Genomic DNA, 21124 nt, shown 5'->3' on the forward strand with positions numbered 1-21124 from the left:
AACGAGCGGCCCTTTATGTTTTCCTCAAAGAGGTCAGAAAAGCTTAACGACTGATCGGCTGATGCAGTACAACGGTAGTATCAAGCCTTTGAATGCCGTTAAATGATTCAATTTCATTACAAAGATGATGAATAGACTGCAGGTCGGGCGCTTCAATTAGGGCAATAATATCAAAGTTGCCACCAACAACGCTCGTTAAGCGAACCTCAGGAATTTCTTTAAGTGCATTCGTTACATCATTCTTCTTACCCTTTTCACAAGAAATCAGTAGATAACTAGCGGCTTTTCGCCCTTCATTTTCTACACGAATCTGTGCGGTATAGCCTTTGATAATACCGGTCTTTTCTAAACGATTAATTCTTTCTGCTACTGCTGTTCGAGACAAACCAATGTTTCGGGATAGATTCGCAATCGACTCTCGCCCATTCGACAATAGACTTGAAAGTATTTTTCGATCTAATTTATCTAAACCTTGTAAAGTCATGTTTGAAATCATGTGTTCTGCCTATTTTGTTTTTATATTGTTATTAAATCGACTCAGGGAGCGTAAAGTTATACAGCTCAGCAAGAGTGAATGGGTTTTTCTGTGTCAACGGAGTGATGCGTAAGCTCAAGTCCCTCCCTGACACTTTTATGTCACTGACAAAGCTGCCGTTATGAGTGTTTGTCAAGGTCGAGTCACCTAGCAATCTGTATATCGCCCATTGACCACTCTTATTTAAAACGTGCTGTCTGCCTTCATCGGTTACATCCTGGAGTGTGATACTAATATTGAAGTCACCATTTTGCGGTGGCCATGCCATTTCACGAATGCGGCTTGGACCGTGGTAGTAACTTATATTGGTATCTGCAATTTTTAAGCTCGCTCTAATCGCACTAGAATCAAGATCGAGTACTCTTGCACTAAACGGAATATGAACGCGGTTAGTGCTTTTATTAATTAATGTGTCTCGAATAACGTTATAGTTACGCAGTTGCACTAACAGAGCCGGAGAGATTGGCATCGTCTCGCCATCCACCTGTTTTGGCGTCCACAAATTGGTATCGTAGAACGGTGCAAAATTTTTCTGAATAAATGTGTCTAACAAGCCACCTGAAGCAAACAGTAATTCAAAATCTTCAATTGAGATTTCCTCGGTCGCTGTTAGATCAAATGGGTATCGTCCCAGCCCTATCTCTTTAAACTTGGTGTAAATCTCGCTGTACCATTGGGTTTGAATGCCTTTAGCGGACTCTTTAATCATGACTGACCAGCTTTGTTGAACCACATCTAACAACCAGCTACGAACGGGTTCCGGTGATTTTTGGGCAATCTGTTTAAGTTTTATTAATGGGTCAGCTTCACTGCTGTTCATTCGATGCTGAGCTGCCGCTAGCGCCGCCATTTGCGGGTCAGGTGCATCAGCTATGTCTTTCATATATGTGCGAACACGGCTTAACGCAGCTACGGTCTCATCCCAAGGAGTAGGGGAGTTTGGTGTTTCACTGACCTGAAGTTGGTTTAATAAGTGAAAAGCTTGTTCAACACGTTTCATCAACAAGTAATCAGGCTTAACTACTTCCTCTACTGCGTCTGATGCGGAGTCTGCCGCTGCCACGAGTTTCGGGTCTAGCTTTGAAATCAGAGCATTTTTTTCACCAACGGGTGAAAATTGTGTGTTGGCATAGACCTGCTTCAGTACGGTTGTCATTGGTGAAGAAGGGCCCGAGATTAAGTCTATCGCGTTCGTTAGATCGCCGACATTGTCATAGTTCTGGACTTTTAGTTCACTCAGCGCATTGCGCCAATTACTGATGTAGTCGTCAGTATATTTTTTACGTACTTCCTCTTTGAAGGCTTCTTGTTCTTCACTAGTAGGAATAACGTGTTGTGACAGACCTAAAACCCAGTTGTCACTGATGACTTGTTGTGACATTAGGTCCACGCGTGGTCGATAAAAAGTGCTAAAGCCAGTGGAGGTATAGATCTTATCTACGATCAAGCGTTCACTATCGATTGGTGTGTTGAATACATTGCTAAACTCAAAACCCACAGCTCGTTGCAGATCTAGGGTTCCTAAATCAATCGAATTTGCTTCGTTTAAAATGCCTGCATAAACGAGATCAACATTCGAATTTGCTAGCAATGAGCGACGTGTTGCGCGAACAAGATCCATATTGATATCAATTGGATCAAACTGCGTGCGAAAGTAAGCGTCCAAATAGCGCATCGCCTGATTGACGACGTCACTTTGGTTGCTCAAATCGTTCATCATTTGGAGAGTTTGATGACGCAAAAAACGGATATCACGCTTTGTTGGATCGTTTAGCATTAGATACCCCTTCAATAGAGGTAAAGCGCGTGTAAAAGTGTTTTGATTTTGTGTCAGTTGTAGACGGTAACCTTTCTCAATGAGAGGTATCAACTGTTGAGCAACGTCCTTAAGTAATGCTTCGTAAGCGATGCGAGTGCTTTGACCCAAACGGCTAATGTTGAGTGGTAATATCTCTTCATCCAAAGCCTTAGAACCTTTAAGCCACGCCCCATAAGAAGGCTCTATTGCTTTCGTCGCCTTCGCTAAAAGCTCATTGAATTTTGCATCTTGCTCTACTTGTGATTTGTCATCGATACTCAAGAGTTGATTCATCACATGTAAGTTACTGTCTAATGTCGTGAAAAAGAAGTAACTGCCCCCAGTAAGCAGGATAATAGAGCCGAGTATTGCCAAACGGCTTTGCCTCTGAATTAGACGAAGATACGTCTTGTTTTCGCCCGCAAAGTCGCTTTCCGGCAATATTTGTGAATCAATCAGAAAACGAGAGAAATAAGGCGTTTCTGTTAACTGAGTATGCTCTGACGCGATAATAGGTAAGTTGAAGTAATTACTACAACTTTTTGCAAGTAAATTGTACTTGCGACCGCCTTGCAGACTCGAACTAAAGAAAATCTCACGGATGTCTAGTGAATAGACACCGTTGTTAACATCACATAGACGCTCAAGCACATAGCAGACTTCAGACTGACATAGCTCAAACTGCTTAGGGAAAGCGAGTATTGCTTGTTTCTCATCAATGTCCGTTGAATTAGCGGATGCATCTAGCGCATTACTTTCAAGCACTCTCACTAGATTTCGATAGCTATCGCGGTAGTACTCTGCAAATACACCTTTGGCTTCTTTTAGTGGGATAGAGAGGAACTCAACACGTGTCTTGAGAGAGCTAAAGTGCATGTATTCTTTAAAGCCATCTAACTTGTCTAGCTTTGACATAATCAAATAGATTGGCAATGCTGAAGACGTTTTAGAGTTGATGGTACTCAAGCGCGCCAATAACGACGAAATGGTGTACTCTTTTTGCTCTGGCTCAGAGACGATCATGAACTCGAAATCGGTGAAGAATAGACACCCAGAAAATGGCTTTCGAGGTCGATGATGAATAACTTCTTCAATGAACGTATTCCATAAAGAAGCATCACTGCTTGATACTTCCTGGAACACTAAGCGTTGGTCTGGTTTGATGTATACAGCGCTGTCAGATTCGTACCATTCAAAAAAGTCATTCTTAGCGGTTCTAGTGCGATCCATCGGTTTGATTGCACTAGAATTAAATAAAAATTGACGTCGCCCTGACCCTTTATTACCAAGCATCAGGTAAATTGGTTTCTTGCCTGAGTTAGCAAGAAGAGGCTGGATAACCATAGAAAGTGCTTCTTCCTCGGTTTCCAAATGTTGAGCTTTAGCGTTGTTCTTTTTCTTCAACCATAATGTGAATTGAAAAGTGACGTAAACAATGGCGATAGCACCAAGGGTCAGCCAAAGATAAAGTTGATCGATTTCGTCAAGAAAAAGCAGATAAATAGTGGTGATAATTACAGCCACTAAAAACATCAATATAGTAGAAATCACCACTGGATTTCTAAACAGTTTTTGTTTGAACATAAGCCTAAAACTTCTTTAATTGTATTGTTATTTATTGTCAGTTTTTTCAGCTTGTAGCTGACTCAATTTATATAGGTAGATGTTCAGTAAAAGGGTTGCGCGGTCAATTTCCTTTTGCTGTGAATACTTTTCAGCGTATTCAATACGACCTAAAAGCGGGAATAACGAGTTACTGTATTCGTACGCCTTTTCAGAGTTCTTATCTACATTCTGTCTAGCTACGTTGGCAAACACCGTTCTTGCGTCTGAGAATCGCTTATAAACATCCATAAACTGGTCTTCTAAATGGGCGCTCTGTGTCAAAAAGTTTTGACGTAGTTGCTGTGCAGAAGACGAATCCGGATAGATCGCGATTAATTCATTGGTCAAGCTATCGAGCTCGCTGACGTTACTTACTTTTGCCGAGTCTAAAAACCAGTTATTCATCATAATATCGACACGATTAATGGCCTGCGTTTTCAATGACTGAGCATATTTTTTATTTTCGTAATCTAACGAGGCGACCAAATTTACAAGTTCATTAAGTGAAGCTTGATTAATTTTTTGTTCCAATGTTCGATAACGTTGTTGCTCGTACATGAAATGTGAACATATCGCAGTAACAATCAAACCAATAACGAAGTAGATCATAAATCGACCAGACTTTGCCGGTGATGCTTTCTCTTGGCTATTTAGGTTGGGTGATGACACCGGTGCTGGAGAGGGAGACACATTCACTTTAATTTCAGGTGCCTTCTGCGTTGCTGCAGGAGCGCTAGTGTTGGCTTGTTTTTTCTCGCGTAACTCAGCCGCAATCTGTTGTTCTTTTATCTGCTCAATCCATTGATTCAAAATACGGCGAATGCGACCTAATGACGGCGCTTCAATACCGTAATGAAGACGAAGCTCTTCCTCAATCCTCAAGCATAATTGATGTGCTGCCTCTATCAATGGAAGCTCTTCTGGTAACGCCCGATGCTTATTAATTCGTTTTTCAGTATGCTCTACCATCCATTCAATAGCGCTCATTCGTGCCTTTGACTTTGAATGCTCTGGATACGCGTTGAACCAATATACGACACACACATCAAGTATTGAGTTTAACCCTTCAACAAGGCCTCTTAAGCCGTCGTTATAGGTTGATGCAACGGTAAAGTAACAGCAACAACGTAGGTCTTTCGCTTGGGTACTCAAGATCTTTTTTGAGAGTGTTTGAACCGTTTTCCACGAGACTCTCCCTGTGACTTTATTCAGGTTGTTTATTTGACGTTTAATTTCGTCAAAATCCTCAGAACCATTAGGATTAGAGCCGCTTGGGTTATTTTCATCGATTGGTCTTCGAGCGAAGTCGGTAAAAAACATAAGGAAAGTTCCAACTGATCATATAGAAGTATTAAGTTATATAGGATTTCACTACTGTTATATTAAATTATAAGCAGTGCACATCTGCCGCAATTCTATAGACAAAATAAGCGGATTAGATAATAAAAATTCATTAAAAGAAATTAAATTACTTTTAGTGTGATCTTTGTTCATAATATTAATATCAATAGTTAAGTCTATTTATAAGAAGAAACTTATATATGAAGATGAGAACGTTGATTAAAAAGTAACTAAATTGTTATCGGAGATTACGTTTTGTTCAATTAGCAATCAAATTCTGTTACTTCTATTTAAATAGAAAGATTTACTGTCTCGTCACTTAATCTGTAGTCGGTTCTTTAGTTTTTGTTTGTAGGTAAAACAACCAACCTGATAGTTGAAATGTATTAAATTATAGGTGTTTTTTTAGGCTTATTGAAAAAGAGAATATAATTGATATCTTTCGCCTCTAAGTAGAATATCGGTTTTCCTAGAGGGACGAAATGCTAAAACCAAGTCAAATTGGGCTGATTTCAGCCATGTGTCTATTTTCTTCTGTTGCAATGGCAAAAGGGGAGCGATATGGACTCTCTACCAGTATGTTGACTATCGATAGCATTAAATACGATGAAGGTAAAAGTGGTGAGCAGGATACGCTTAGGTTCGGCTTGGTTCATACTCGTCCTATTGATGAAAACAATAACCGTTGGCGTTGGTGGTTAGGGCTAAACTATCTAGCAGAAGATATTGAAGCGCCAGCAAACGGCTTATATCAAGAAGCGACGAACTATGAACTTCGTGTTGTTCCTCAATATGCGTTGACTTCTTGGAGTGTTTTCACGCCATATGTTGGTGCGGGCTTGTCTGTCGGTTACTCGCAATATTCTAATCGTTGGCAAGTAGACCAAGAGGGCTATCGTTATGAGAGTGTTGAAGATATCGACCAGTTTGAGTTAGGTGCGGTTGTGACCCTTGGTAGTGCTATAAAGTTAGGCAGTAATCCTGACGCCCATATACAAATTATCCCGCAGGCCTCTTATATCCTTCCGGTTGTAAATGATGGAATTGGTGGGCTTGAACTATCAGTTTCTTTGCTCTTTTGAGGTTCGTAAATGTACTCAAATCAGCTAGTTTTATTTATCTCAAAGTGTCCAGAGGAATACACCGGTGCAAAGCATATTGAAATGCCTGAAAGTGGTGGTTCGATAGGTCGTTCCCCAAGCTGTAGCGTGTCTTTAGCCGATCACAACCGCTTTATATCGGGCACTCATTGTTTGCTCAGCGTGTATGGAGATACCTACTATATAAGTGACGTATCAACTAACGGCACAATGGTAAATGGGAATAAAATACTAAAAAATCAACCCGTTGCGATAGTTGATGGCGACATCATTTCTTTAGGGCAATATGAGATTGGTGTTTCTCTTGAGCACGTTACCTCAACACTAGACATCGCCGCTGATATTGCTCCTGAGCGAGTATCTAGCGATCCTCTGGTTAGTCTAGGAGATGCGGTTGTCGAAGAGGAAGAAAAAGTCGGTGCCTTAGAAGATTTGTTTATGGAGACTAAACAGGATGACATTGATTGTCATGATCCTGTTGCTCACCTTAACTTTTCGATGCAGCGAGATGACGATTACTTAATTCGTGATAATGAGCGTACAGATTCTGAACAACCTAGAACCGTGGAAAGCACGCGTCAGGTGGTCGATGACAGTTTCAGCATATATTCCGAATTCGATCAGCCAAGCCTAATCCCTGAAGACTGGATGGCTGCGGAAACCAAGAGTAACGCATCAGTCAATGATGCATTAGCGCCAGAAAGCGGTAAGGCACATAGAGCCGATATTGCCTCAGCTGAGGTGATGCAACCTGGCACGGTAGCCCCAGATAGCACGATTCAAAGACAACATCGTACGCATAATGTTACTGAGATGGTCGTAGAACAGGCTAACACAGGGTCAAAATGGGAAGAGATGACCCAATCTTTTACGCCTTCTCCTAACACTAATCAGCAACTTCAAATACCTACGGCAGAGCACGCGATAAACAGTACGACGAAAGCACAAGTCGATACTGATGCGGCCGTTTGCTCTCAAGATATAGCGCAAGCGTTTTTTGATGGCTTGGGTATTCGAAACCCAGAGTTGATGACAAACGAGGCGCAGTTATTCAAGCAAATGGGCACTTGCTTGCGTTTATGTATTGATAACCTACAGAAAGAGTTGCACGAAGTGGAATCGTTAAAAGATGAGCAGAGTGCGAGTGAGGCTAACTCGAACATTGCAGAGCTAATGCTTACTTTGAATAGTCAGCAATTACTGGCTCCAAATGAACTGGTTGAACAAATGCTCGATGAGCTGAACGACCACCAAGTTATGTTTAACAAAGCACTGAATGAGCTCATTTTAGAACAGTCAGAAACGAACGATCCCGTAGCATTTGCTAACAGGGTCGCTAGCCAGTCTTTGTTCTCAACTAAGTCAAAGCTGTGGGCCGAATACCTAGATTTCTACACTAATAATCGTCGCCTGCTTAATGAAACATCCTTAAAAGGGCTGATTAAGAAAAACTATAACAAAGTGATTAAGGGAAACCATGCGTAGTATCGCCGTATTACTCGGATTTGCCATGTTGTCCGGTTGTTCCATGTGGGATCAATTTAAAGAGTCCACTGGTATCACACCAGAAACTTCGTCGATTGAATTGGTTATTGAGGCATCACCTGTACTCAATGTGAGAAATGGGGGCCAGTCATCTCCAGTTATTCTCCGTCTTCACGAATTAAGTTCGCCAGTATTGTTCCGAAGCTTAGATTTCTTTGCCTTGTTTGAGAGCGATAAAGCGTCGTTGGGTGATGAGTACATCAAACGTTACGAATATCAAATACAGCCAGGTGGAAAAGTTCATGAAATGCTAACTCTAGACCCTGACACTCGTGCCGTCGGTTTTTCAGTGGCTTTTCGTGATATTGATGGTTCGTCTTGGCGAAAAGTGGAAGTTATTGAAGAGAAGAGCGAGTACTACATCAAGCTCAAGTTAGAGGGCAGTGAGTTAATTTCTGATAACACTCGCGGCATTGAACAGGTTTACTTTTAAGGGATAGAAACATGTCTTTATACAATCCAGTTGTTTGGCAAGATGGAATGTTCATGAAGCCGCAGCATTTTCAACAACTCGATCGTTCGCAAAGTAAACTATCGAGCCTACTGAGTGCCAATGCATCGCCTTTGCATTGGGGAATTAAACGTTTAGAAATCAACTCTCAGTTACTAGCACTGGGTAAAATCGGTATTACTCGTGCTGAAGGTATTTTACAAGACCGGACACCATTTGAGCTTCCGTTGCTTGCCGAGTTGCCTGAAGTGAAAGATGTAGATCCTTCGATTGCCGATAAAGTCGTTTATTTGTGCTGTCCGTTACCATCGGAACGCTCTGAGTTATTTGGTACCAAAAAAGACGGTGCGCGCTATACGATGGAATCTCAAGAAGCGGTTGACGCTTGTTATGATTCGGAAGACATGGCAAATATCGTCGTCGGTAAGCTTAACTTTTGCTTAATGTACGATCATGAAGATAAGAGTGCTTACACGTCTATTCCGATCTTAAAGATCTCAGAAGTGAAGCCTGATGGCAGCGTGATCTTAGATGATAGTTTCATTCCTACCTGCATCGATATTCATGCGTCGACAGTACTGAGTAAATTTGCGACCGAGTTTGCTTCTATGTTGAAGCATCGCGCGGAATCGATAGTTCAGCGATTAGGGGTGGTGGATCAACAAGGCGTATCATCGGTTTCTGACTTTATGCTATTGCAAGCGCTCAACCGATACGAACCCTTGTTTTGGCATTTCGCAAGCACAGAAGCTGTGCATCCTGAGTCTTTGTATCGAATTCTTCTTCAGGCAGAGGGTGAGCTTTCGACGCTGTGCTCAACGACACGCCGACCTATTGAGTTTACGAAGTACAATCATGGTGATCTTACTAGCTGTCTTTCTCGCGTCCTAGACAGTGCGAAAATGACATTGAGCGTGATGTCTGAGCAAAGAGCAATTCCACTGACCTTAAAAGATCAGAACTATGGCATCAGAACGGCAGCAATCCCTGACAATAAGATCATTGATACGACAACCTTTATCCTCGCAGTTAAAGCCGACGTGACCTTGGATGTTCTGCATACCCAGTTTGTCAGCCAAACGAAGATCGGTTCTATCGATAACATACGTGACTTGATTAACCTTCAACTGCCTGGGATTGAGATCAAACCAATGCCAGTTGTGCCACGCGCGCTGCCGTATCATGCTGGCTACACCTATTTCGAGCTCGATAAAACGGGCGAAGAGTGGATGGCGTTGAAGAACACTGCTGCGATTGCGATTCACGTTGCGGGCGATTTCGCTAACTTATCATTGCAACTTTGGGCCGTTCGTCTATGAGTTACGCAGAAACCGACGTCACCGTAGTCTTATTCCAACCAGAGCCTGGCAAACCAATGGAGGTAATGCCAGCGCCTGACTTGTCGAGAAACATCGCAGTACAAGATCTATCTATCGACAACATGGGTATTAACCCGCTAGTGGACCAGTTCTCATGGTTGATCGCCAGTCTGTCTTGTATGTCTTCGATCCCTTGGCTTGATGACCCGATGCCATTTCGTGAACAAGTGGCACGTGAGATTCGAAAAGGTGAACGAAAACTTAATGAAATGGAGCTCGATCGTGCTTCGGTTCTTGTTATTCGTTACTGCTTGTGTGCGGCGATTGATGAATCTGTTTGTCGACAAGAGTGGGGGGCAAATAGTCACTGGAGCCAGAACAGCTTACTGTCTGAATTCCACAACGAGACATCTGGTGGTGACAAGTTTTTCGTTATTCTCGACCGCTTAAAAGCCGACCCTCGCAAATACCGTCACGTTATAGAGTTTCTCTATTTATTGCTTCAACTTGGTTTCCAAGGCAAGTACGGCCGTGAAGAGCGTGGCAACGAAAAGCTAGCGGAAATTGGCAGCACCATTTATCGATTAGTGCGAGATGACCGCCTAGCAGAACAAGAAAAAGTTTCTTTAATCAACCTTAAAGCTAAATATCTAAAGAAGCCGTTAAAAAGGGTAATTTCACCCAAGCTGATCTTAAGTCTTAGTGCGATGACGTTTGCGCTTATGTATGCGGCAACCTACATCGTCATAGACTTAAAATTTCAGCAACTGCTTGAAATGTATAGATAACCAGAGATCTAAAATGAGATCTTCTGCCAGTTTTAGGGTTTATTGTGAATATCACTGGTCTTTTAGTGAAATTCACTAGTTATTTAGAGAGATTGCAGTTTGCGATCTCTTTTATCATTCAATCAATAAAATTCAAATGGATTGGTTATGGGCGTAACAGTTGGTGCGAATGGACTTTCGATAGTTCATAAAGGCTCAGGTGGTGAAGCGAATGCAACGCTCCCAGATGTTTGTTTAACTAAGGTCGGCAAGCCAGTCGTCCCTATCCCTTATGGCAACAATGCTAAATCAGCAGACCTTGCTGGTGGGACTACGACAGTCTCTATGGATGGCGGTAACAGTGTCGCTATCAAGGGCAGTACGTTCTCAAAAAGTACCGGCGATGCGGGCGGTGACAGAAAAGGCGTTTCCTCAGGCACGATAGAAGCCGAAGCAAAATTCATTTCAGCCTCACCAACAGTCAAGTTTGAAGGCAAGGGCGTATGTCGCCTGTCCGATCAAATGACCATGAACAAAGCCAACACTATGTGTTTGGGTGGCGCACAAAACCCATCGGTTTCTGTGACTGAAGAGCAGGAAGGGACGTATACGCTGGATATAGAATGCAAATATCCAAATGGGCTCCCTTACTCTAATGCAAAATTTTCTTTAGTCGAACCTTCAGGTGCTGTCATTGGGAGTGGAGTGCTGGACTCTAGCGGAAAAGCATCTGTTAATGGTCTCGCTCTAAAAGAATGCAGGTTAGTGCTCAGCGAAACTCAAGACTCTTACACCCCGAACCAATCTTTAGCTGAAAATATTGTGACGGAAACTTACCCTGATCCGAATGATTTTTGTACGTTTGTCGCAGGTCGCCGCTCACCATTTTGGGAAGATCGTGTTGGGGTTGCTAATGACTGGGGGATATTGATGTCCCCATCCTTCAGTGATGATGACTTTAAAGACATTGTGTTAGAGCAAAGCCGTATATCGTCTCCTTATGCGATTAGTCAAAATCACTCTAAAGACTTTTCTGATGCTTATGTTTCGGCACTTTATCACATCCAAACTGATACTACTGCGCTAGAGAAATATGAACCTTTAGTTGAACTGCTCTTGGAGCAAGTGCACGAAAATGGCGATATATTGAGAGTCTTATATCAAGCTGATGTGTTTGAGCCTCCCTATGAATTATTAGCGAAGCTTCGCTTTTTAGGGACTGGGAATACTGTGAAGTATTTGCAGTTTGTTTTATGGACGTTGATAAACAATCAAATCTGTTCATACATCGATGAGCTAAACAGTGAAATCATCGGTCGTTTAGATTTCATACAAAGCCAAGCTTCTGCAAGATCGTTGAGTTCTGTTGAAGAGGGTATAAACGGTTATAAAAAAGCACTTAACCACTTCAAACAAGCACTTCCTGACGTCATTAGCCAAATTTTCGAAACCAAAAATGACACCCTAATTTCTATATCGGCAATGGCCCTTGGGAGTACCGTTAACATAGCGAGCCAATCTAGCTTTGCTACTAATTTAGGTAGGGTTAATGCGGTGGTGTACACGAAGTCAAACAACTTGAACCGCCCATCATTTGTCACTTTTGACGATAACTTTTCTGACTAGGACATTTAAATCATGGATGCAGTTTTTCCGATAGCGCAACGAGAAGGTGACGCTTACTACACGCTCAGTGATTTTACGAAATTGTTTGATCAAGCTAAGAGCGGTCGTTATTTAATAGGACAAGGGTACGGTTGGCATAGTGGCATTCACTTAACATCAAAAATGTTACCGTGGGGGAAAGGGCTCAGACCTATTCAAGCGATGCTTGATGGAAAAATAGTGGCATTTCGCATAAATCCTGATTACCTAACATCAACGTACCAAGAGCAAGAGTTTAAGTATAGTAATAACTTTGTGCTTATCGAGCATGAGGCTGTAAACCCCGAAGATAATGAAGATGTATTTAAGTTCTATACACTTTATATGCACCTTGCGCCACCTTCAGATATTGGCGCCAATTCATCTATAACCACGCGTTACCGTTTACAAGAAGCGAGAAATGTACGCACTTTCAAACATAGTGATGTGCCTACTAATTCTGGTGAAAAAAAACAGTCGATGTCTAAAGGAACATTACTTGAATACCTGTATGCAGAAGAGAAGGAGACCCATCCATACCAGATCGACAAAAATACCTACAAAATGATAAAGTGCCGTGTGGTAGAGAATGGTAAATCGGCAAGTGGTAGCGAAAAAGCACTGTTAAACAAGATTGTTTGGTTTGCTTCGGGTCTCAATAGTGACTTTGACATTTTAGAAGATTCCTCTGCTGTCCTATCAGAACCAGTTTCAGAACCTAAATGGATGTCGGACAAGGCGGCAATGATTAGGGACGGTAGTGTGGTTTCTTTACTCCCACTCCTATTTAGAGAGGGGATAAAGGTTTCAGCTGGGGAAGATATCGGTTACATGGGACTGCATGAGTACAGTAACGATGCAATTGGAACTAAGAAAGAAGATAATCGTGTGCATATCGAGATGTTCTCTTTTGAGGAGCCGCCCGAATTTTTCAAAAAACAGATTTCTCCCAAAAATGCGGAAGAAAATCCACTTGTTGTTCTCGATGGGGCCGATAGTAGCGGTGCCGTTGATATGAGTAATTCGTTTATTCAGCAATTACTTGAATCTGTGACAGAAGATCAAGTAACGGACTTCTCCTCGTTCACTGCTCGCGATGCCAAAGTATACTTAGACGGTAAGCGTAAACACTTTGAGCGATTTATTGTGAAACATCCTACAGATTGGCATACAGAGTCGTCACAAAGTCTTTATGAATCAATCCATCAGACCGCAAAGGAAGCTCTAGATATTAAGTGCTCCGCTGGTTTTGTGACTATAGAGGACTACCGTAACTCCCCATGGCGCGATCAAGTGATGGATAGCTTTGATCTTTTCTCACAATTCGAACTGGAAAGAGCAGATAAGTTCTCATGGATGCAAGATTTACATGGTGATTTGCAACTAAGCGATGATAAGAGCCTTTGGCATTATTGGCCTTTTACATTGAATGTTACGAAATTAAGTGAATGTAAATTATCAATTGACCACGAGTTTATAGGTGAACTTGAAGGTAGCAGAAAAAAAGGATATGTTCCTGACCCTAAGAATAGTAAGAGTGGGGTAACTATTGCTACTGGCTTCGATTTAGGAGCAAGAAACATAGTTGATTTGAGAAAACTCGAACTACCGAGTGACCTTATAACAAAGCTCACCCCATATCTAGGTATGAAGAAATTTGAAGCAGAATCTTTTTTGAAAAAAAATCCGTTAACTATTAATGAAGATGAGTTGCTTTTAATTAATCACGTAGTTAAAAAGCATGAAACTGAAAAAATCATAGCGTTGTATAATAAAAATTCTCAGATTGAATTTGCCTGCTTACCAAGTCAAGCTCAAACTGTAATTGCTTCCGTTGCCTATCAATATGGTTATCTACCTCGTGAAACTAGAAAGTTCTGGTTTCAAGCTGTAAACCAGAAGTGGGAAGAAATGTATGATAATCTAATGGACTTTAGGGATCTATATCCAACACGCAGAAAAAAAGAAGCGTTATTACTTAAGGAAATTATTGAATGAATTATAATAGACTATTAATTACTTTGGCTGTGATTTGGTCAGGTTTGACTAGTGCAGCTTCAATGACGGATATTTATGAATTGTTAGACTTTACATCATTCCCTAACTCACTGAACCCCAAAAGCATCGAAGAAAGGCATTTTTCTGATTTTCAAGGTGAATTCAAACTTGCAGTACCAAAAATAACAAAAGATGAGATTGTAATAGATGATGACCATTGGTATTACAAGATTGAGTTAATGGAAATTAAAGGTGATAATGTGTACCTTTGCTTTCATGATAAATCTAAGGTCGGCACTTATGACTCTGTGCAACCTATTGTTGTTAGAAGATATGGGAATGATTTTGTTGCTTTAGCATTGGACCCAACTTCTTCAAACCAAGAGTGTAAGTAATTATACCGATTTAGACTTTGGGTTTTAATGTAGAAGAAATAAAATAGCTGTTTATTTAGTAATTAGTTTTATACAGTGATTACGGGCAGATATATTCCTATAAGGAATAGTCACTATTAATAAATGTAATTAGAGTTGGAGTCAATTTGGTTAATGTTTCATATGTTCCTTAACTTTACTCAGATTACATCCTTACTATTTTTCTTCTCTTCCGTTCTAAGTAAATGCTGCGTGTGAGCAAAGCTCAGTTGTATTCACATGTAATTTGGAAAATAAAGACAGTGGCTTGAAAGCTTGTTTTAATCAAGCCGAGAATTCGATGTACTTCGTTGTTGACGAAAATGGATTGAAAACAGTTTATGCCCCACGAAAGGGGAAGAGTTTAGATAATTATAAATGGATAGATATTTCTCTTGAAGAACCTGAATTCATTCCTTTGAAATTTGAAGTAAATGAAAACAAGAATGCGTACTTTTCATTGACTAGAGGTGGTGGACGGTTGAGTGTCGTTGCTAGCTTCGTTGACATGATTGAAGATGAAAATGCTGTTGAGTACTACTGTGAATGGGAAACTGAAACAGCTCTGGATCCCAACGTTAGATTAAAAATAAAACACGTAAAGCCCAATGGGTTTGAAGCTTGGGATTAAATAGCAATAGATTCCAGTGAGAGCCTAAATAAAATTCATTGTAATAAAGAGTTAGCTTTTCTAGAAAATTTACTCGAGACGTTTGGATAAGAAACGTTCAGATAAAAAGCGCCGAAAGGCGCTTTTTATTTTCTTTAAAATAAAGTATGGTCTCCCTCCTTTTAAAATGGTAAGTGTTGAATAATTCAACAGTGGTTAGGTAAATGAATAAAATAACTAAACTCGCTTTGACTTTGTCCGTATTGACATCTGTTGTTGGGTGTCAACTGGTCTCAAATACGCCGATGCAATCGACAGCAACGAAGGAAATAATTGAAAAAGCAAAGGCAGAGTTTGATGGACAACGTTTTTATAAGTTGAATGAATATGATGAAGAAATCAACGTTTCAGATGACGGTGTCATTACCTTCAAGTCTTACTTACCACGCAGCGGCGGCTATGAATGGGTACCAATTGTGATACGCGATACTAGTTTTCGTGTTTCTTGCGATTATTTCAGTGAATATGTTGAAGCTGGAATGGTTGTTCAGGTTCAGTTTGTAGGTAAACGCGGGCGCATTGAAAATTACGACAAGCAACGTTGTGAAGAGTTTGGCGAGCCAACATGGCAATAAGATCTATGGATAATTAAAGCGCCGACAGGCGCTTTTTATTTACGTTTTAGTTAACCGTTAGAAAAGATGTAGACCAATCTTCGGAAGATTAGGCAAGCAATGCGTAGTATCTGGTCACAAGTTGGTATGAACTTGCCTTTTAGAAAACGCTAATAAAATCGCTAAACAGCTACATGATAATAGAACGACACCTAAGTTTTGTACTGTTCCAGCCATCGCTAATCCCGTCCCGATCATGATGTAGTACATGAGCCCAAATAAAGCGCCTGCGCTACCTACCTGTTGTTTATAATCAACGAGTGCGTCACTGAGTATATTGGGTATCGCAATCCCATAAGACATGACGACTAACACCATTGGAGCAACAAACCAGATTGATTGGCTCAGAATCAACACACCGACTGATCCCAAACTAAGCAATACTGCTGAGAGCCAAAGTAGTTGGCTTTTTCGAACATTTTTAGACACTAGGGATTTGTTTAAACAACTCCCAAGCAGAGTGCCTAACCCCAGTACCATGCCACTGTATCCAAATTGTTCGGAGTTATACCCAAGTACCGAGAAAGTAAATGCGCCAAGCTGGTAATAAGAAAATAGAGCAATGTTATACAAAGCAACCAGTAATCCTGAGCGCCAAATTCGCGCGTCTCTTACCATTTTCCAGCTAAGTTGATGCAACCGTACTGGTGTCTGTTCCTTCTGTGTTTCAGGAAGCTTAATGACGTTATAAGCGAACAATACTAACGCGATTAAAAACAAGGCAAAAAATACATAACGGTATCCACCAAGCGCTGTAAGCTGCCCGCCTAATAGCATGCCAACTACCGGGCTGATTGATATACCCATCCCCATTAAGCTGAAGACTTTACTCAGTTCTTGACCGTCAAACGCGTCACGAAGCATGGTCTGTGTGACAACGGATCCTACCGCGATACCAAATGCGCTTAGGGCTCGCGCGGCCATGACAACAGCAAAGCTTTCGGTTTGAGTTGCGAGTAAAGATGCGCAACCATAGATAAAGAGCCCAATAAGCATGGTGGGCCTTCTTCCCAGTTTATCTGCGAGAACTCCCCAAACTACAACGCCAATGGCAAAAGCTAGGAAGTAAATCGACAATGTTTGGGCTGCTTGTGCGTGGTTTACATCAAATGATAGAGCGATTGAGCTCAACGCTGGGCTATAGATGGTTTCTACAATTTGCGGAAACATCAACATAACCAGCATGAGCCATAAAGAGGGCTTAGTATTCATATTGTTACCCATCGTTAATGAAGTTGGCGGGCAGTATAAATGAGGCTATGATTGATCTAATAACAACATAAAAACCAAATACATCAATATTCGGACAAAATGGCGCTTATTAACGAAAAAACACAATTTGATGCAGACAAGATTACTAATTATGTAGTGGGAATTGCTGCGGATATTGGCAAGCACGACTCAGGTATGCATATGCACAAGAAAGGGCAGTTATTGTACGCACCTCAAGGTTGTATGAGTTTTGCTCTGGAAGACTCGATTTGTATTTTGCCACCGACAAAGGCGGTTTGGATCCCACCTAATACGCCGCATCGTGCACTAATGACGAATGTGGTGGCGTATCGATCTTTGTATTTTGATTGTGAGGAGTTTGCCTGTCCGAGTAAGATCGCGATGATAGAAGTGAATAATTTACTCCAAGCTCTTATTGATAAAATGTCATTTTGGGAGTGGGATAAGCCTAGCAGCGAGATGGTAAATACGACGGCGCTTTTTTGGGAGGAGTTTTATGCTGCGAAACGTTATTCGTTTCAGTTGCCTTTGCCATCGCATCGGCGCTTAACAACGTTTCGTCGAGAGTTGGTTGAACCTTCATTTCTAGCTCCTTCGCTTACTACTCTTGCAAGCAAAGTTGGGGCAAGCACCAAGACGGTAACACGATTATTTAAGTCGGAAACGGGCATGAATTATCAAGATTGGCGGCAACAGTGGAGGCTTTTAAAAGCAGTTGAATTGTTATCAACGGGCATGCCAGTCAGCGCAGTTGCCGATTGGCTGGAGTTTTCGTCAGACAGTGCATTTATTGCATTTTTCAAAAAGCAAACTGGACAAACACCTCTGACGTTTATGAAAACCAAGCCTTAAGAGTCAAAATGCTCACACTCTTTCTAGAACAACCCCCAGGTTCACAGGCTCAGCCTATAAAGCATACATAGACAGGTACCAACGTGCAGGTTACTTGTCTTTACTCTGCAGTTTGCGAAAGTATTGCGTGGTAAAATCAACAAAGGCTCGGATGCGTTTTGGTTGATGTCGGTCGTGATGATAAAGGAGTGAAAATTCCACACTCGGAATGCTCCAATTGGTAAACACTTCTTTTAGCTTGCCTGTCTGGAGTTCTTGTTGACAATAAAGTGCTGGCACACGGATGATGCCATTTCCCGCCAAGGCTGCTTTTATCATTACTCTGCCACTCTTACATCGTAACTGTCCACGTATCTGGTGTTCCGTTGACTGCTTTGTATTCGTGTTCTCAAATGCCCACCGTGTCACACTACCTGTCAAACAAACGTGTTTTTCTAAGTCCTTTGGATGCGAAGGATAGCCATATGTTTCTAAATAGTTTGGGCTTGCGTATGTCCCCATTTCCACATCGATCAGTTTGCGAGCGATAAAGTTGGAGTCGTCTAACTTTCCCATTCGAAAAGCGATATCGAATTCATCCGCGATTAAATCGACACGATGGCTACTAAAATCTAAGTTAATGCTCACTTGTGGGTGTTGGATTAGAAACTGAGCAACGATATCTGCGACAACGTCTTCTCCTAAATAGCCCCCCACACAGTTGATACGAATGTCACCTCTTAAGTCTTCTACATCATCAACCACTGCCATAACAGCTTGATCAATATTGTGAAGGGCAGTTTCACACTGTTTATACAGAACCTTGCCTGCTTCGGTGAGGTTCAGTGTTCGAGTGGTCCTTTGTAGCAAAGTGACACCAATCTGTTGCTCCAGATTTGTTATTTGACGTGAAACGTGTGAGCGAGAAACGCCAAGTTGCTCTGCTGCTTTCGTGAAGTTTCCTAGTTGAGCGATTAGGACGAAAGAGCGAATATCCGCAAGGTTGATGTGTGTTTGCATGATGACTTCTTCATAATTAAAAAAGTATTGTTGCAGTATAACAACAGTGTTTCAACTAGGTCGGTATATATCAACAAACAAAGTTTTCTTAAACTTACCGCCACTGATGTAAACCGTTCGATTAAGGATTCAAAATGAAAAAGTTAATTGTTATTACAGGCGCCAGTTCAGGCATTGGTGAAGCGATTGCACGTCACTTCAGTGAACAGGGCCATGCTCTTCTTTTGTTAGCAAGACGTGTAGAACGTTTGGAAGCATTAAACTTACCAAATACGCTTTGTGAAAAGGTAGATGTGACCGACAAAGCTTCTTTTGAGGCTGCAATTGAGAAAGCTGAAGCGTTGTATGGTCCGGTAGATGCACTTGTAAATAACGCAGGCGTTATGCTTCTAGGTCAGATAGATACTCAGGAAGCATCGGAGTGGAAGCGCATGTTTGATGTGAACGTAATTGGCTTACTCAATGGCATGCAGTCCGTCCTAGCACCGATGAAAGCACGTAACAGTGGTACGATCATTAACATCAGCTCTATCGCGGGCAAGAAAACATTCCCTGATCATGCTGCTTATTGCGGTACCAAATTTGCGGTTCATGCTATTTCTGAAAACGTACGTGAAGAAGTTGCGTCATCGAATGTTCGCGTTACGACGATTGCACCTGGTGCAGTGGAAACGGAATTACTTTCACATACAACGTCTCAAGATATTAAAGATGGCTATGACGCTTGGAAGGTGGATATGGGCGGCGTGTTGGCAGCAGACGACATTGCACGAGCAGTGCTGTTTGCTTATCAGCAACCGCAAGGTGTATGTGTTCGTGAAATTGCTTTGGCACCGACAAAACAACAACCTTAACATTGAGTTACGGCGATTTTAGGTCACTAAAGCCGTAAAACTTTGCATATCGATTCGTGATTGAGATGGCATCTTTAAACTAAGTTGCGTGAAAATTTAGGTCATCCATTTAAATCCGGACACTAAGTGTGTTATTGCTTATACCCAAGTTACTCAAGGTGAGAAAAAACTTTGAGTAATTTGGGTTTTTATTTGGTCTCAATTTTAGGTAGCGGAATTTATTTAGGTCGAAGGCGATAGTTGTGAAGAAAGGAGAGTGTGACGTAAAACAAAATGAAGCAATATCCGTCTCTTAATGAGAATTGATTTCATCAACGTCACAAGCCGTTACAATTATCCGTTAGGTATTATACTTTGTGGATGGTTAATATTTAACCAAACAAGGAGGTGTGTATGAAACGATTCGCAAACATACTTTTTGCAACACAAGGATTGCCAGGCCATAGTGACGCCCTCGAACAAGCGATGAGGATTGCATCTAGCAACAAAGTGCCTGTCTCAGGGCTAATAGCGTGTCCTGATTTCCCAACAGACATGATCCAGTATCAGCAAAGTTATGAGCAATCGCTGCAAGACTCCCTCAAACAAAGTATTCACGAATACAGACAGAAGCTGGGACTCTCTGAAGAGGATCTCGCATTTCCTCTTACTGTGAAAAGCAGTGAAAAGCCCGCTGTCTGTATTATTCAAGAAGCATTAGCTGATAACAAAGATCTCATCATCAAAGAAGCTGAACCGCTCGGTGAAGGTGCTGAGGGTTTCAAAGCTATTGATATGACTCTGTTACGAAAATGCCCTTGTCCGCTTTGGTTGCACCGACCAATTGATAAGCCAAGAGATAAGCGCCGTGTTGCTGTGGCTATCGACCCATTAACGGCAAGCGATGAACAGCACTCATTAGCCGTGCGTTTACTCGAATTATCGCGTTCGATAGCCGACACCTGCGATAGTCGTTTACACGTGATTTCTTGCTGGGAGTATTACTTAGAAAACTACCTTAATGGTAACGCTTGGATTCAAGTCGATGATGCTGAGTTGAAACATGAACTCGACAAAGCAAAAGCCGATCATAAACAAGCTCTGCAACAGCTGTTGGAGGAGTCTGGGATTACAGGTGAAATTGTGATTCACCACCTGCATGGAAAACCCGACGAAAAGATTCCAGATTACGTAGAGAGTATTGAGGTAGACGTGCTGGTAATGGGAACCTTAGCGAGAACTGGTATATCTGGCTATGTCATTGGTAATACGGCTGAAAATATTTTGCAATCGATTAACTGTAGTTTGGTCGCTCTTAAGCCCGATGGCTTTGTCTCACCGATTCAGTAATTGGGGTGTAACAAAGTTGGGTTTAAGTGATGTTTTAGGTAAAGGAGGGAGATGGAT

At 41.6% G+C, this 21124-nt stretch carries 17 protein-coding genes and 1 pseudogene; 13 read left to right on the plus strand and 5 right to left on the minus strand.

The features are described 5' to 3' along the window. Window positions 1–43 precede the first annotated feature (43 nt). The 3 genes from N646_RS19725 to N646_RS19735 are packed head-to-tail and all read right to left on the minus strand — an operon-like array spanning window position 44 to window position 5258. Window positions 44–496: an Lrp/AsnC family transcriptional regulator gene (locus N646_RS19725; RefSeq protein WP_005373369.1), complete on the minus strand. Its 453-nt coding sequence runs from the start codon at window positions 494–496 to the stop codon at window positions 44–46. A 31-nt stretch (window positions 497–527) separates the two neighbouring features. Next, window positions 528–3917 carry a type VI secretion system membrane subunit TssM gene (tssM, locus tag N646_RS19730; RefSeq protein ID WP_017820371.1) on the minus strand — a complete coding sequence of 1130 codons (3390 nt, stop codon included), beginning with the start codon at window positions 3915–3917 and terminating at the stop codon, window positions 528–530. Window positions 3918–3944: 27 nt separating this feature from the next. Further along, complete coding sequence (locus N646_RS19735; RefSeq protein ID WP_005386112.1) at window positions 3945–5258, minus strand: type VI secretion system ImpA family N-terminal domain-containing protein; 1314 nt, start codon at window positions 5256–5258, stop codon at window positions 3945–3947. A gap of 503 nt (window positions 5259–5761) precedes the next feature. Between N646_RS19735 and N646_RS19740 the strand changes: the two genes are divergently transcribed. The 10 genes and pseudogenes from N646_RS19740 to N646_RS19790 all read left to right on the plus strand — a co-directional run bounded on the left by N646_RS19740 (window position 5762) and on the right by N646_RS19790 (window position 15761). Further along, the gene (locus N646_RS19740) at window positions 5762–6361 is read left to right on the plus strand and encodes a hypothetical protein (protein ID WP_017820370.1); all 600 of its coding nucleotides are present in this window, start codon (window positions 5762–5764) and stop codon (window positions 6359–6361) included. A gap of 9 nt (window positions 6362–6370) precedes the next feature. Further along, a complete protein-coding gene (locus N646_RS19745; RefSeq protein WP_017820369.1) occupies window positions 6371–7864 on the plus strand; it encodes a type VI secretion system-associated FHA domain protein in 1494 nt (497 codons plus the stop codon). Then, entirely contained in the window at window positions 7857–8357 is a 501-nt protein-coding gene (gene tssJ, locus N646_RS19750; RefSeq protein ID WP_005386118.1) for a type VI secretion system lipoprotein TssJ, read from the plus strand. The genes N646_RS19745 and tssJ overlap by 8 nt, the downstream gene beginning before the upstream one ends. Window positions 8358–8368: 11 nt before the next feature. Further along, on the plus strand, window positions 8369–9694 hold the full coding sequence (gene tssK / locus N646_RS19755) for a type VI secretion system baseplate subunit TssK (RefSeq protein ID WP_005373357.1): 1326 nt from the start codon (window positions 8369–8371) through the stop codon (window positions 9692–9694). Beyond that, window positions 9691–10482, plus strand: coding sequence for a type IVB secretion system protein IcmH/DotU (gene icmH, locus N646_RS19760; protein ID WP_005373354.1), 792 nt, complete (start codon window positions 9691–9693; stop codon window positions 10480–10482). The genes tssK and icmH overlap by 4 nt, the downstream gene beginning before the upstream one ends. A gap of 147 nt (window positions 10483–10629) precedes the next feature. Then, window positions 10630–11077 (plus strand): annotated as a pseudogene (locus tag N646_RS25165) (DUF4150 domain-containing protein); the annotation flags it as partial. Between the two features lie 1022 nt (window positions 11078–12099). Continuing rightward, window positions 12100–14103: a pesticin C-terminus-like muramidase gene (locus N646_RS19770; RefSeq protein WP_017820367.1), complete on the plus strand. Its 2004-nt coding sequence runs from the start codon at window positions 12100–12102 to the stop codon at window positions 14101–14103. Then, the gene (locus N646_RS19780) at window positions 14100–14498 is read left to right on the plus strand and encodes a hypothetical protein (RefSeq protein WP_017820366.1); all 399 of its coding nucleotides are present in this window, start codon (window positions 14100–14102) and stop codon (window positions 14496–14498) included. The genes N646_RS19770 and N646_RS19780 overlap by 4 nt, the downstream gene beginning before the upstream one ends. A 319-nt stretch (window positions 14499–14817) precedes the next feature. Beyond that, window positions 14818–15147, plus strand: a complete 330-nt coding sequence (locus N646_RS19785; RefSeq protein WP_021707559.1) for a hypothetical protein — start codon at window positions 14818–14820, stop codon at window positions 15145–15147. A gap of 203 nt (window positions 15148–15350) precedes the next feature. Next, a complete protein-coding gene (locus N646_RS19790) occupies window positions 15351–15761 on the plus strand; it encodes a hypothetical protein (protein WP_017820364.1) in 411 nt (136 codons plus the stop codon). Between the two features lie 114 nt (window positions 15762–15875). Here the strand turns inward: N646_RS19790 and N646_RS19795 are convergent, their stop codons facing one another. Further along, entirely contained in the window at window positions 15876–17012 is a 1137-nt protein-coding gene (locus N646_RS19795; RefSeq protein ID WP_017820363.1) for a multidrug effflux MFS transporter, read from the minus strand. Window positions 17013–17111: 99 nt separating this feature from the next. Here N646_RS19795 and N646_RS19800 point away from each other — a divergent pair, with 99 nt between their 5' ends. Continuing rightward, window positions 17112–17885, plus strand: a complete 774-nt coding sequence (locus N646_RS19800) for an AraC family transcriptional regulator (protein ID WP_017820362.1) — start codon at window positions 17112–17114, stop codon at window positions 17883–17885. Window positions 17886–17975: 90 nt separating this feature from the next. Here the strand turns inward: N646_RS19800 and N646_RS19805 are convergent, their stop codons facing one another. Beyond that, window positions 17976–18884 (minus strand): LysR family transcriptional regulator, encoded by a 909-nt coding sequence (locus N646_RS19805; RefSeq protein ID WP_005373334.1) that lies wholly within the window; start codon window positions 18882–18884, stop codon window positions 17976–17978. A 134-nt stretch (window positions 18885–19018) separates the two neighbouring features. Here N646_RS19805 and N646_RS19810 point away from each other — a divergent pair, with 134 nt between their 5' ends. Both N646_RS19810 and N646_RS19815 read left to right on the plus strand, forming a co-directional pair. Further along, the gene (locus N646_RS19810) at window positions 19019–19738 is read left to right on the plus strand and encodes an SDR family oxidoreductase (protein WP_005373333.1); all 720 of its coding nucleotides are present in this window, start codon (window positions 19019–19021) and stop codon (window positions 19736–19738) included. 393 nt (window positions 19739–20131) lie between these two features. Further along, window positions 20132–21067, plus strand: a complete 936-nt coding sequence (locus tag N646_RS19815; protein ID WP_005373330.1) for a universal stress protein — start codon at window positions 20132–20134, stop codon at window positions 21065–21067. The last annotated feature ends 57 nt before the right edge of the window (window positions 21068–21124 follow it).

Source organism: Vibrio alginolyticus NBRC 15630 = ATCC 17749 (assembly GCF_000354175.2).
Taxonomy (GTDB): Bacteria; Pseudomonadota; Gammaproteobacteria; order Enterobacterales; family Vibrionaceae; genus Vibrio; species Vibrio alginolyticus.

Bases quoted from the DNA above. Each gene is read 5' to 3' on its own strand.
- tssK (WP_005373357.1), top strand. From the start codon at position 8,369: ATGTCTTTATACAATCCAGTTGTTTGGCAAGATGGAATGTTCATGAAG.
- N646_RS19745 (WP_017820369.1), top strand. From the start codon at position 6,371: ATGTACTCAAATCAGCTAGTTTTATTTATCTCAAAGTGTCCAGAGGAA.
- tssJ (WP_005386118.1), top strand. From the start codon at position 7,857: ATGCGTAGTATCGCCGTATTACTCGGATTTGCCATGTTGTCCGGTTGT.
- N646_RS19805 (WP_005373334.1), bottom strand. From the start codon at position 18,884: ATGCAAACACACATCAACCTTGCGGATATTCGCTCTTTCGTCCTAATC.
- N646_RS19785 (WP_021707559.1), top strand. From the start codon at position 14,818: ATGTACTTCGTTGTTGACGAAAATGGATTGAAAACAGTTTATGCCCCA.
- N646_RS19780 (WP_017820366.1), top strand. From the start codon at position 14,100: ATGAATTATAATAGACTATTAATTACTTTGGCTGTGATTTGGTCAGGT.
- N646_RS19815 (WP_005373330.1), top strand. From the start codon at position 20,132: ATGAAACGATTCGCAAACATACTTTTTGCAACACAAGGATTGCCAGGC.
- N646_RS19725 (WP_005373369.1), bottom strand. From the start codon at position 496: ATGATTTCAAACATGACTTTACAAGGTTTAGATAAATTAGATCGAAAA.
- N646_RS19770 (WP_017820367.1), top strand. From the start codon at position 12,100: ATGGATGCAGTTTTTCCGATAGCGCAACGAGAAGGTGACGCTTACTAC.
- N646_RS19800 (WP_017820362.1), top strand. From the start codon at position 17,112: ATGGCGCTTATTAACGAAAAAACACAATTTGATGCAGACAAGATTACT.
- N646_RS19795 (WP_017820363.1), bottom strand. From the start codon at position 17,012: ATGAATACTAAGCCCTCTTTATGGCTCATGCTGGTTATGTTGATGTTT.
- N646_RS19810 (WP_005373333.1), top strand. From the start codon at position 19,019: ATGAAAAAGTTAATTGTTATTACAGGCGCCAGTTCAGGCATTGGTGAA.
- N646_RS19735 (WP_005386112.1), bottom strand. From the start codon at position 5,258: ATGTTTTTTACCGACTTCGCTCGAAGACCAATCGATGAAAATAACCCA.
- N646_RS19790 (WP_017820364.1), top strand. From the start codon at position 15,351: ATGAATAAAATAACTAAACTCGCTTTGACTTTGTCCGTATTGACATCT.
- icmH (WP_005373354.1), top strand. From the start codon at position 9,691: ATGAGTTACGCAGAAACCGACGTCACCGTAGTCTTATTCCAACCAGAG.
- tssM (WP_017820371.1), bottom strand. From the start codon at position 3,917: ATGTTCAAACAAAAACTGTTTAGAAATCCAGTGGTGATTTCTACTATA.
- N646_RS19740 (WP_017820370.1), top strand. From the start codon at position 5,762: ATGCTAAAACCAAGTCAAATTGGGCTGATTTCAGCCATGTGTCTATTT.